The following is a 12,492-nucleotide window of genomic DNA, read 5'->3' as shown; positions in this document are numbered from 1 at the left end:
TGCCGCCCGCAACACGGGGCTGGGCTGGCTGCTCACCGCGGGTCTGACCCTGCTGCTCACCGTGATGGGTGCCCGCAGTGCCGCCACCCACCGCGCTATCCCCGAAATTCCCGTCGAACGCCGATAAGAGCGTGTTTTAAAAGTGCAGAGGGAACAGCGCAGCGGGCCAGGTTCTGGTCCGCTGTCTTTGTGAGAAGAAGACGGTATACCAGTGACCTGACCCGACAGCAGTTTAAGCGCATCAAGGCCCTGTTGCCCGCCTGCAAGGCGGGCGGCAGACCCCGGAAGGTGGAGATGTACGAGGTGGTCTGCGCCATCCTGTATGTCCTCCAAAAGGGCTGCACCTGGCGTAATCTTCCTCATGATTTCCCCGCCTGGCAGACGGTCTACGGCTACTTCCGGCAGTTTCAGCAGGACGGTACCTGGGAAGCGGTCAACCGCTTCCTCCTGCGGAGAACACGGAAGAAAGCCGGGAGCAACCCGGAACCGAGTGCAGGCATCCTTGATGCTCAAACTGTCCGTTGCACACCACAAGCCGGTCTTCGTGGAGTGGATGCGGGCAAGAAAACCAACGGGCGCAAGCGGCATATCGTCGTGGATACCCTGGGCTTGCTCCTGGTCGTCTTCGTGACCGCAGGCAGTGTGCAGAATCGCGTGGGTGCCCCCATCCTCCTGAGCATCCTCGCCAAGCGTTTTCCTCGACTCATACGGATTCCGTCCAATTCCTGAACAGTCGGGAGGGCACCGCCTGTTCATCCATCTCCCGAAATCCGCCCTTGTTCCTTCTCCCTCTGGTCGGATTTCCGGGTGTTTTCAACACCCTTCAATCGGAATTAGTATCAAGCACCTCTGGGCGGATGGCGGCTTGGTGTCGTGGGCCAAGCAGACACTCTCCTGGGTAGTCGATATTGTCAAAGGCGTGGCATGACAACGAGGCTTCGTTGTCATGCCACGCCGCTGGGTTGTGGAGCGCACCTTTGCCTGGTTCGCCCGCTCACGTCGCCTCTCCCGTGACTATGAGGGCTTGCCCGAAACCACTGAAGCCTGGTTCTACCTCGCCAACATCCACCTCATGTTGCGCCGCCTCCAACCCTAGCCCTGTGCCTTTTAAAACGCGCTCTAAGAATGCCCCCACGGGGCACTCTCATCTGTTCTGTCAGGCCCACAGCTATTCAGCACTGAGTTTCTTGCTGAGTCCTTCAAAAGTGCGAGCGGTATACCGCTCGCGGACACGGGCAATCAGTCGGGCCAGCCCACTAACCCCCGGCAGAACGATTTTCTGGGCAATTAGATGAGCAGCGGCGAGGTCAAACAGCACACTGGAGCGCGAGGCACTGACGGCGAGGTGGGCGTAAATCCAGCGAATGAGCTGGAACACCTGAAAATCATCAAACTCTTTGTAGCCCAGGTAAGCCACGATGTCGCGGCGATGGGTATAGCGGGTTTCCTCGCCCAGCGCGTACTGAACACTTCAGGCGAAACTTCAAGCTGTTGGGCGACGTGCTGTACCACGACTTTTGGGACCTGAATCGGGTTGGGAAGAAACGTTCCCAGATACCGCAACGTGCAAAGCTGAATGGCAAAACCGAGTTTGTTGTGGTCGCGGCGGCGCTCGGCAATCAGCGCGAGGTCGGCTTCATTTAGGAAGAAGTAACGGGTGAGTTGCTCGGGTGTGGGGTCAACGGCAAGCCGCCCGTAGCGGGCGGCTTGCTCATCGCTCAGGAATTCAACTGGCACCGGCATTCTCCTGTTCTGCTTTGCCGTCACAAGCAGCGCCAGGAAAGTGAGTCCTGCTGCCAGCCAGAACGCTGTTTGACCACCAATGAGCAGGGAAACACGGGTGAGCAGACTCCCAACCAGGGCCGAACTCAAGGCAATGCCGAGATTCTGCACCAGACGCTGTGTGCTACCCAGGGTAGCCTGAATCTCCGCACTGACCTGAGCTGTCATCCGTGTGACGGCTTCTACCTGCAAAATGCCTGCCCCACATCCATAGACCAGAAGCGGCAAACACAGCGCAATCCCGCTTTGCCAGTGCAGCATCAACGCCGCAATACCCAGTCCCAGCGTCATCAGCAATAGTCCGAGTAGCAGCAGACTGGAGCGAGATTCCAGACCTCTCAGCTTCGGTGTTAGGCGTGCAGTCACCGTAAAGGCTGCTGGCGCAGCCAGGGCCAGCAGGCCCACTTGCCACGCCTGAAGATGTGCCAATTGTGTCCAGAGAAACGGTGGTACCAGGAAAACCACCGTCGTGACGGCTCCAATAACCCCGGTCAAACCGACCAGCAAACGCAGTTCTGCACTGCTCTGGAGCTGCGGCAAAATCAACGGAGCAGGCTGTTGCTTATCGAGGAAGGCAAAAGCCACACCCAAGGCCAGCGTGAGAGCGGTCAGAACGACATGCACGCTGCCAGAAAGCCGTGGTGTATTCAAAGCAAGAAGTCCACAGAGCAGGCTCAGTCCCAGTAGAATGCTGCTGACAACGTTGATGGCTGCTTTGCTCGCCTGGGAGTGAGTTGGCTGAAAAAATTGCACTCCCAGCAGGCCCAGCAGACAGAGCGGCACATTAATCCAGAACAGCCAGTGCCAGCTTCCCAGCGAGAGCAGGAGTCCACCCAACCCAGGGCCGACCACCGGGCCAAGACCCTGAATCATGCCCAGCGCTGCTAGGGCGGTGTAGCGACGTTCTGGTGGAAGTTGCGTGGCAATCAACGCTGTTGCTGTCGCTTGCAGGAAGGCCGCTCCCAGTCCTTGCAGTCCCCGTGCAGCAATCAGCCACCCCAGACTGGAAGCCAAAGCGCAGCCAACGGAAGCCACCAGGAACACCACCAACCCCCGTCGAAACGCCGTGACTTGCCCTACTCGGTCAGCCCACTGGCCTAGCGGTAACAGGGCCACAATTAGAACAATCAGGTAAAAGGCAACCGTCCACGCGGCCAGTGAAATAGAGGCATGAAATGTCTGCGTTAGCACTGGGAGCGCGATATTGATGATGCCTGTATCCAGCGTCGAGAGAAAGAGTCCCAGACTGGCTGTGAGGATAATCCAGCGTTCTTGCTTCACTCAAAAAGTGTGTCAGAGTTGGTAACGGAGATGTTTCGGCTTAGGCCGAAACATTGGCCTGTTCGCTGCGCTACCTTCAACGTATGGAACGACTTCCAGAGGCATATGGTCTGGCCGCAGTGGGACAGCTTCTGGCTGAACCTATGCGCTGGTCAGTGCTCCTGGCCCTTGCAGACGGGCAGGCGCTGCCTGCCGGAGAACTGGCCCAGATTGCAGGTGTACAACCCTCGACGCTGAGTGACCATCTGAAACAGTTGCTTAAAGCTGAGTTTCTTGTGTTCACCAGATTGGTCGTCATCGTTACTACACCCTGAAAGACAGTAAAGTCGCAAATCTGCTGGAGGTTGTCGCGGGCTTTGCCGAGCCGCCAGCACACAAGAAAGCTGTTCGACAGGCGCTTCCGGAAGGCCCAGCATTTCTTCAGGCCAGGCGTTGCTATGATCATCTGGCGGGTGGGTTAGGCGTTCAACTGACAGCCTGGCTTGTCAGCCAAGGCTGGCTGCTGGCTTCGGGGCAGGTATTTACCCTGACTGACAGTGGTGAAATCGGGTTCCAACAACTGGGAATTGACGTTGAAGCAGCCCGTAAAAAACGCCGTCAATTTGCCCAGCGATGCATTGATAGAACCGTGCGTCGGCCTCATCTGGGGGGCGCACTGGGAGTGGCTCTATTCAATCACCTTCAGGCCAATAACTGGATTAAGAGCAGTGCCGAGCAGCGCAGTTTACGGGTGACTATTGAAGGCAGACAGCAACTGGCAAACCAATTCGGAATATTCCTGATGTAAGTCTCCTTATTGCAGGAAAAGAAGCTCCGGCCTGCGGATTCGAGGGCAGAAATCCACGCTCAAAACCTGATTCGGATTTACACTTATCGCAGGAATGCACCCGACTGACTTCCAGAGGGCTGCCGACCAGTTCCTCATGGGGCTGAAACGCAGCGCGGTCACCCTCCGAGCTTACGGGGCTGACCTGACCCACCTCCAGCGGTGGCTCCAGGCGAACGGCAGGAAATTGGATGCGGTAGCGCTGGAAGCGTATTTTGCAGCCCACTCGTGGGCTGCTTCCACCCAGAATCGCAAACAGACGGCCATCGAACGGTTCTGCCGCTGGGGAAGGCAGCACGGGCGATTGGACCTTGACCCGACGCTCCACCTGGAGCGCCCTCCCATTCCACCACCGCACCCGCGAGGACTGCGCCGGGAGGACCTTGAGCGCATCTTCGCGGCCATTCCAGCACATCAGAGACGCGACGCCTTGCTGTTCCGCCTGGTCTTTAAGACGGGTCTGCGAATCAGTGAGGCCCTGAATATCCATCTGGATGACCTCGATCTTGCCAAAGGCGACGAACACATGACGGTGCTGGGGAAAGGGGGGCAGCGCCGGACAGTACTGCTCGATGACCCCAAGCTGGTCAATGCGCTGCGGAAGTACCTGCGCTCACTGGATTACGAGCATGGGCCGCTATTTCAGGCCCAGAAGAACGGGCGCGGTGGGCCATTGCGGTATCAGAGTGTGCAGGAGCGCTGGCAGCAGTACGCGGCTCAGGCAGGTGTGCCCTGCACCCTGCACCAGTTGCGCCACAGCCACGCGACGGAGCTGGTCAATGGGGGCGTCAGCCTAGGAACGATCCACAAGAGGCTGGGGCACCGCCACATTCAGACCACCTTACGCTACGCCGAGGTGAGTGACGCCTCAGCCGACGCAGAAGTTCGAAAATGGCGTCGGACTCGAAAGTAATTCCTTAGCGCAGGTTTTGGTTCCGATTCTCAGGTCACCCCTGATGGTGCGCGACGTGGCCCACCGAGCAGGCATCGAGAAGCGGGTCACAACCTCACCGCTTGCGCGCGAGCGTCGCCACCTTGCTGCTGGACGCCGGAATGCCATTGGATTAGGTGCAGAAGTTCCTCCACCACAAGCGCCTTGTCACCACCCAGATCTACGCCGAGACCAGCGCGCGCAACATGGGCGAGAGCTACCTCCGGGCCTTGGGCGGTCGCCCCTAGCTCCAAAAGAGCGGCCCAGCCGCTCTTTTTTGTTAGCGTACTAAAATTTCTGCATCTTGTCTCAGCCCCAGCATGGTAGCGGACGTGGGGATAACCAATCTGAAGCCTCGGCCACACCGCTTACTTTCGCTCGCGCACAGCCAGAAGGACAGGTAGGCTGGGGGCAGGAGGGCGCCGATGACCTTTGACACCAAGAAGAAAGCCGCGAGCGTCGTGTCTGCCTTCACCCCGCCGACCCTGCATCAACAGGTGCAGAGGCAGCCGGTCGAACAGGCACTGACCCGAATGGCAGAACAGGTGTCCGCAGTTCCCGCTGTCCCCTTCACGACCACCAACTCGCGCTCGGTGTCCGCGGTCGTGCAGCGTACCCGAATGGCTCCAGCCCTCACCGCCGCCGACCTGCTCATTGCCGAGCAGGCCATTCTTCAGCGGGTGGCCAGCGAGGTGCAGGCGAGCGAGGTGGCGGTTTCGGCCTCGCGCCAGGCCCTGGCAGAGCGGGGCCTTCGCCCGGAATCCGCCGCCATCCTCCAGCGGCGCGCTCCCAAATCCCTGCCCACGCCCCCTGTCCTGACGGCTCTCCAGCGTCAGGCGGTCACGCACACCGCCCAGCAGGCCGTGACGGCGGCCTTCACCCGTGACGCCCGGTACCTCCCCGGGGCGGTCCGGGCAGAGCTGGCCCTGGATGCCCTCCAGCGTGCCGTGCAGCAGGGGGCCGACAGCGACGTTCTGCAGGCCCGGCTGTCGGAAGTGGCGAAGACACCTCAGGATCAGGCCGCCGTGCAGCGGGCCGTCACCCTGCAACGCCAGCAGGAAGCGAGGGAAGCGCAGGTCCGGGACGGGCACGCTCTTCAGGTCGCGCATCTCGGCTTACAACGGCAACTGGACGAGGCCCTGGCGCGACATACGGAAGCGAACCTCGGCACGGTCACCCAGCGTGTGCAGGCTCGCCAGGGAGGCGGTGAACCACTGCCGTCTGCCGTGCAGCGCCATCTGGAGGCGGGCCTCAACGCTGACCTCAGCCGGGTACGGGTGCATACTGACGAGGAAGCGACCAAGCTCGCGGCGGGTGTGCAGGCTGAGGCGTTCACGAGTGGGCAGGACATCTACTTCGCGGCGAACCGGTATGACCCGACCAGCGAGAGTGGGCTCAAACTGCTGGCGCACGAGACGACCCATACCGTCCAGCAGGCGCAAGGCAAGGTCGCGCCAGGCCTCGATCCCGATGCCGGTCTGGAGGCGCAGGCCCAGGAGATGGGGGAACGTCTGGCCTCCCTGGCCCCCTCTCCTCAAGCAGCCACCCCTGACGGACCACAGGCCAGTGGCCCTGCCTCCACTCGCGGTGCGTTGCAACGCGCCTCTTCCCCAGCGGTTCAGCGGAAGACAGCTCCACCCACGGCGGCTGCCTTGGTTGAAGCGCTGCACAAGCCGGGTTCTGGAGAGGCCGTCATCACCACCGCCCTCAGCCACGATCTTCCAGAAGCGTTCTGGACGAAGGTCATGGCCCTGGGCAGCCAGAACTATGGCCGGGACTGGTCGGATGCCGCATTGAAAAAGCTCCCTGCCCCTCTGAAGGCGAAGCTAACCCTGGCCTTGCTGGGTGGAGAACAGGAGCTGACCTATGCCGCATTTATCAACCAGCTCGCGTACCTCGTCTACAGCAACGACCCGTCCCTGAACGACGCGAAGCAGATTTCAGGCCAGGCCGGGAAGAAGGCCCAGGGCATTCTGCAGGCTGCCGGCTACCAGGCACATCCCACCATCCACGGCTACTGGGGCTTCCAGATGCGGGTGTTCACGCCCATCAAGGGGCATCCCAAGCCGATCGGTAGGAAGACGATCGTAGCCTTCCGGGGCACCGAGGGCATCAAGTTCCTCCCCAAGGCCTACGAGCAGGCCAGCAAGGAGCCCAGGTTCGCCAAGAGCAATGAGAGCGGCCTGGACACCATGACCGACCTCGCGGCCTATCACACGGGCTACTCCCAGTACGAGGCGAACGAGAAACAGATCATCGGACCGGCCCTGAAAGCCTACGGCGCCGACCTGGTTGCCACCGGACACTCACTCGGGGGTGCCCTGGCGCAGATCACGGTGGTGAAGAACCCCAACCGCTTCAGCGAGGTGTACACCTTCCAGGGTGCGAACATCAAAAAGAGCGACGTGGAGAAGCTCGCGGCCATGCAGAAGGTCAAGGCGCGGTACTACCGCGTCACGGGCGATTCGGTGCCGTCATCCGGTGAGAAGGGAATTCCGGGTCAGGTGTACGAGTTCGACCGGAAGGCGGGGACGGGGGGCATCAACGTCGGTGCCACCTGGCGGCGTGTCTGGAAGGACACGGGTGAGAAGACCGAGTCCCCGGATGCGTCCGATGGCCACAACTCGCCCATCCTGCTGGAGGTGCTGCAGGACCTGCAGGGGCAGGGGTTGGCGAAGAATGCCCTGGCGCAAAACCTGGTGAAGAACGGCTCGCAGGATCCCAACGAACTGGCAGGCTTTGACGCCATCATGCCGCTGATCCGGACGGTGCCGTCATCGCTCGACACCACCCCAGGCAAGGAGGGACTCAAGCAGGCCGTGACGGGTTCGCTCTTCGTGCCGCAGTTCCGCACGACATACGAGAACAACGTCGTCTATAACCTGCTGCTCGAACAAATCCTGCCCCGGTTGCAGAAGATGACGGTGCAGGCCATGGGCCAGCCCAGGAAGCTTATCGGGGAGTTGACCCTCTTGAGTACACAGATCCCGCAGTTTAAGGTGACCCACACGGTGCAGTCACTCCAGATGCTCGACGTGATCCTCAAGCAGCCAGAGGCAAAGCTGTACCAGGCGCTCGAAGCGTACCGAACCGGGATAAAGGCCAGTGCCAACCAGTCCATCAGTGTCTATAACGCGCCGACGCTGCGCGAGATGGAGTACCAATACGAGCGGTTCCTGGCCTATAAGCAGCGGTTTCTCAAGCTGGATATTCCGCAGAAGGTGTTTGACGAAAACCGCAACCGTCTTATGCAACTGCGCCACCTGCTTGATCTCTGGTATTCCGCTCATCCTGCAGCGGATGGCCTTTACTCCTCTGCCCTCGGGCTGCTGCCACAACACCGGTGATGTCGATCCGTGCTTCTTCAAAAAGAGGGTGTCATGCGTCTTTTTCTCGCTTTCCTAACAGTTTTAAGCCTTTCCTCTTGCAGGCCGGGAGAACCTGTGACTGAACAGTTGCCTGATGCCACATTCCAGCAGGTACAGCACGCTGTCGCGGCTGTGCCCGATCTTCTCTGGACGCCTTGCCAGGGAGGCTACAGCGACTACCGCTACTCGGCCTGCTATCTCGATGGCAGCGAGAACTTGACAGAAAGTTTTAAGCACGTCGTCGAACAATTAACAGACGTGGGCTTCACGGTAATTTCCACTGGAAATGCCGATACGGCATTGAGCGCCACAATGACCCGGAAGGAGCCGTCAGCGGAGCTGACCGTCACGTACGTCCACAACGAGTTGTCGCTCTTCATGCAACATCCTGAGACTGGCATGTTCGGTGCGCCTCCCCGCGAAGGCGAGGACCGGCTCAGAGGCACGACGGAGTACACCCGGTTGGATGCCGATGGAGTCGCCAAGCATTTTCTCTACCGCCTGCTGCTGAGTCAGAACCCTGCCCTGCGCGCTGTGCCAGGGAAGATCCTGCCCTGCAAGAAGCCAGAACCAGGCGTGTTGTGTGCCCGAACGGGCTGGACCGAGGCGGAGTTCGGCGATGCGTTGGCAGCCTTCTATTTTGGTGGAGACGTGAACACCTTCCGTTCACTCAACGCCAAACCGACCTTCACCTATCAGCCCACATTGAGTGATGCGTTCGAGGGGCTGGACGTCAAGCTTCCGGTGGTTCGAAAGGTGGCACCGAACGCCTATGTGGTGCGTGACGAGGGTGGGTATCACGGGCGCGAAATTAGCCTGGGCATGGAGGCGGGCGGTCTGGTGACTGTTGCTGTGAAGTGATCCTGCCTGACCGGAGTGGAGGCCGCTCCCCCGCGTTTCCCGTCATGTTCCCCAGTTCTGGCAAGTTAACTCCGGTAGGCTAAGGTGCTGGACCCGTTCACCAGCAGGTGCGCCAACCCCCGGACCACCTTGAAGTCGGGCCGCCCGGCCTCCAGCGCTCGGAGATCCTCATCGAGGTCGGCCCGCCGCTTCCCCACGTTGTCCTCGGAGGTGCGGATCAGCGTCTCCGCGAGCTTGAGGTTATTCGTCGTGGGTTTGAGGCGCTTCGGCTCGACCACGTCCGCCTTCACCCGGAACATCAGCAGTTCAGTGGGGAGCATTCAGGTCCTCCCACACAGAGGTTTCCACCCGCTGTCCCGGCTGCCACTGACCCCGGCGCTGCTGACTGACCCGCTCCTCGCTGGTGCCCTCGGTGATGATCTCGTACAGCACCGCTTTCTTGTCCTGCGCCTTCCTGAGAATCCGCCCCAGCCGCTGAATGTACTCGCGTTCGGTGGCGGTGCCGGAGAGAACGACCGCGACGGATGCCTCAGGCACATCCACACCCTCGTTCAGCACCCGGCTGGTCGCCAGCACGCGGTAGGTGCCGTCCCTGAACCGCTCCAGCAGCTTGTGGCGCTCCTTCACCGGTGTCTGATGGGTAATCACCGGTACCAGGAACGCCTGACCGACGCGGTACGCGGTGGCGTTGTCGTCGCTGAAGACCAGCGTACGCTCGGCGGGGTGGTTGGCAAAAATCTCCTCCAGTACACTTAATTTGCCTTCCGTCCCATAGGCGAGGCCGCGCGCCTCCCGGTGGGCCAGCATCGCCGCGCGGCCCTGCGGGGTGCCGCTGGACAGGATGAATTGCCGCCAGCCGTCGAGACTCCCCAACTTGATCCCGGAGCGCCGCAGGAAATCGTTCCTGAGCCGGATGCACTCGTCGTAGCGCTGCTGCTCGTGCTGGCTGAGGCGCACGCGGATGATGACCTCGCGGTACGCCGCCAGGCTCTGCCCCGCTAAATCTTCGGGCTGTGCCGTGTACACGACCGGCCCCAGCAGCTCGTCCAGGTCCGCTTCCCGCCCGTCACTGCGCCCCAGGGTGGCCGAGAGGCCCAGGCGGTAAGGAGCCAGGCTCATCTCCGCGATGGCCCGCTTGAAGGGGGCGGGCAGGTGATGGCACTCGTCACAGATCAGCAGCCCGTACCGCCCGGCCAGGTCCTCGGCATAGATGGCGGCTGAGTCATAGGTGCTGACCAGGACCGGCGTGTCGTCCTTGCTCCCGCCCCCCAACACACCCACGTTGGCGTCGGGGAAGGCCGCGAGCAGACCGGCATACCACTGGTGCAGCAGGTCCAGCGTCGGCACGCAGATGAGGGTACTCCTGGGCGTGTCCCGCATAGCGAGCTGCGCGACCAGCGTTTTCCCACCTCCGGTTGGCAACACCACCACTCCCCGGCGACTGGCCCGCTTCCAGGCGGCCAGACCCTCCTTCTGGTGGCGGTACGGCTCGATGTCGCGTGAGAAGCTGAGATCGAGCTTCGAGAAGGCCGCCGCCTCGTCGCGCAGGCCCAGATTCGCGGCCCGTGCCGTCTCCATGATCTCGCGGTAGCGCATGCCGGGGGCGCGGTACGACTGGCTGCGTGCATCCCACACGAAGAGGGCCTCCAGCGCTGGAGGCACCTCGCGCATCACCAGCGTGCCCCGGTCCAGGCGCAGGGGGAAAACCATGCCGAGATGCTAATGTCAATCCAGCGCGAGAACTGTCTTCATCGGCGGCATGGCGGGCCAGGCCCGCGCATGCAGGGCGTCCTCCGGTCGGAGTCCTAAAACTCCACGACGACGGGAGTCGCCCCGAGACTGGGCGTGTAGGTAAATGCCTCTGCCTGAAGGTCGAAACGCCTCCAGCCGAAGAAAACAACGGGGAGGTCGGCAGTCACCAGACCCACCCAGACCGGCAGCCTGCCGCAAGAGGCGGAGTTGGTCGTCATGGTCGGGCATGGACCGGTCTGGCGTCATCAACCAGTGCCCTATCCAGTCGATGGACCAGTCGAAGGACCGCAAGGCATCCATCCAGCCCAGCAGGTAGTCGGCGTGCAGCGCAAAAGGTACGTCGTCCCCGGTGATCAGTCCGCAGGGGGAGGCCACCGTCATATGGCTGACGACCATCTGCTCGCCCACCCAGCGTCCAAACAAGGGGCCGCTGCGGTATCTGCCAGGCACCTCGACCTGATGACGCACGGAGGTGCGCGGGCCATCGAGCAAATGGACGGTGTGAGGTGGACGGTCGGGGCGTTGGAAAGGAGGACCGTCGTCCGTCAGACCCAGAAAATGTTGGTATACACGGTTGTAGTGCTGTGTCATCGAAGGTCCTTGCTTTGCGGAAAGCCTGAAATGGGCAACCGACTACCGCGATGGAAAGGACATCTTCCTGTAAAAGATCATTTCACTGCTACCGACATTGAAACACATCCCCTCCCATAGAAGAGGCTTGCCCACCTTGATGTAAAATTCCAGGGTCTTAACCTTGGGATCGACACCGACATCTCGGAACGTACCGTTATAGATCACCGGCAACAGTTTGCCGCCATCCGCCCGGACAGCCATCAGCGCGTCCTTGGGTAAGTATGTCCCTTTGGGATAGGCAGTGATGGACACCTTTTTATTGGCGATGTTGGGCAGACCAATTCTCAGAACGGCGGCATACGGATGTTTTGTCTTTCCAGCGACGGTAGTGACGCCCAGGATGTCAAACTCCCAACTGCTTATCTGCCTCATGACAGTCAGAAGGGTGTCGGTACTTTTCGCCTTGATCCTGAATTCCTTGGGATCGGCATGAACAACGATTCCGCAATTATTGAAATCGAAGGGCTTCTTGATGTCGAAGAAATCGACCCTGAACTTCTGCACCGGATTGGGGAAATCCTCCACACTGCTGTAGGACATGGCCCAGTAAGGCTCGACAACGAGCGTCGAGCAGTCAATTTTCGCCGTAGCGGCAGCGGCAGAAGTACAAAACAGCAGCGACAGCAGGCAGACCAGTGGCTTCATCAGCACTCCAGGGGCAGCAGCAGGCTCAGTTGAGCAGTGAAACGCCGGAACAGGTCAATGACCGGCTTGGAGGCGCTGCGAACGCTGACCTGCACGCTCTCCGGACGCAGGTCGAGGTCGAAGGTCACCACCAGATCGAGGTCACCAAGGCTGGGGGAACGGGGCAGACGCAGAAACAAGGTGTCGGACGTGTAACCGTCGAACATCCAGTAAGCTCGACTTTGTCCATTGACAGGCCGCCCGAGAACCGGGCGGCCTGTCAGAGTCAACAGTATGTCGTTGCCTTCGTGGTTCACGTTGATCATCGGTGCTTTCACACCCGTGTTTTCGAGGCGTGTCTGGCCCCAGGTTCAACTGCTGCTGATCGGGGCGATTCTGGCACCGGGCCAGCGAACGGTGACGGCAACCTTGCG

General features: G+C 60.9%; 9 protein-coding genes and 2 pseudogenes. 6 read left to right on the top strand and 5 right to left on the bottom strand.

Going from position 1 to position 12,492, the window contains the following annotated elements:
• Positions 1-189: 189 nt before the first annotated feature.
• Positions 190-729, top strand: a complete 540-nt coding sequence (locus ABEA67_RS19215; protein WP_345468461.1) for an IS5 family transposase — start codon at positions 190-192, stop codon at positions 727-729.
• Between the two features lie 205 nt (positions 730-934).
• Positions 935-1,028, top strand: a pseudogene (locus tag ABEA67_RS19515) (transposase); the annotation flags it as partial.
• Positions 1,029-1,168: 140 nt separating this feature from the next.
• Here ABEA67_RS19515 and ABEA67_RS19205 read toward each other — a convergent pair.
• Positions 1,169-3,063: pseudogene (locus ABEA67_RS19205) on the bottom strand (MFS transporter).
• 83 nt (positions 3,064-3,146) lie between these two features.
• Between ABEA67_RS19205 and ABEA67_RS19200 the strand changes: the two are divergent.
• The 4 genes from ABEA67_RS19200 (at position 3,147) to ABEA67_RS19185 (ending at position 9,049) form a co-directional block, all read left to right on the top strand.
• A complete protein-coding gene (locus ABEA67_RS19200; RefSeq protein WP_345468456.1) occupies positions 3,147-3,377 on the top strand; it encodes an ArsR/SmtB family transcription factor in 231 nt (76 codons plus the stop codon).
• A 567-nt stretch (positions 3,378-3,944) separates the two neighbouring features.
• The gene (locus ABEA67_RS19195; RefSeq protein WP_345468453.1) at positions 3,945-4,802 is read left to right on the top strand and encodes a tyrosine-type recombinase/integrase; all 858 of its coding nucleotides are present in this window, start codon (positions 3,945-3,947) and stop codon (positions 4,800-4,802) included.
• Positions 4,803-5,245: 443 nt separating this feature from the next.
• Entirely contained in the window at positions 5,246-8,167 is a 2,922-nt protein-coding gene (locus ABEA67_RS19190; protein ID WP_345468450.1) for an eCIS core domain-containing protein, read from the top strand.
• A 96-nt stretch (positions 8,168-8,263) separates the two neighbouring features.
• A complete protein-coding gene (locus tag ABEA67_RS19185; protein WP_345468448.1) occupies positions 8,264-9,049 on the top strand; it encodes a hypothetical protein in 786 nt (261 codons plus the stop codon).
• A gap of 65 nt (positions 9,050-9,114) precedes the next feature.
• Here the strand turns inward: ABEA67_RS19185 and ABEA67_RS19180 are convergent, their stop codons facing one another.
• The 4 genes from ABEA67_RS19180 to ABEA67_RS19165 form a co-directional block, all read right to left on the bottom strand.
• On the bottom strand, positions 9,115-9,369 hold the full coding sequence (locus ABEA67_RS19180) for a DUF790 family protein (protein ID WP_345468446.1): 255 nt from the start codon (positions 9,367-9,369) through the stop codon (positions 9,115-9,117).
• Entirely contained in the window at positions 9,356-10,759 is a 1,404-nt protein-coding gene (locus tag ABEA67_RS19175; RefSeq protein WP_345468444.1) for a DEAD/DEAH box helicase family protein, read from the bottom strand. Before ABEA67_RS19175 ends, ABEA67_RS19180 begins: the two co-directional genes overlap by 14 nt.
• A gap of 675 nt (positions 10,760-11,434) precedes the next feature.
• Complete coding sequence (locus ABEA67_RS19170; RefSeq protein ID WP_345468442.1) at positions 11,435-12,079, bottom strand: hypothetical protein; 645 nt, start codon at positions 12,077-12,079, stop codon at positions 11,435-11,437.
• A complete protein-coding gene (locus tag ABEA67_RS19165) occupies positions 12,079-12,285 on the bottom strand; it encodes a hypothetical protein (protein WP_345468439.1) in 207 nt (68 codons plus the stop codon). The genes ABEA67_RS19170 and ABEA67_RS19165 overlap by 1 nt, the downstream gene beginning before the upstream one ends.
• Between the last annotated feature and the right edge of the window lie 207 nt (positions 12,286-12,492).

The sequence above is a fragment of the Deinococcus carri genome (genome assembly GCF_039545055.1).
GTDB lineage: Bacteria > Deinococcota > Deinococci > Deinococcales > Deinococcaceae > Deinococcus > Deinococcus carri.
Note: the sequence above shows the minus strand (reverse complement) of the source record. Positions and strands in the feature narration are given on the sequence as shown.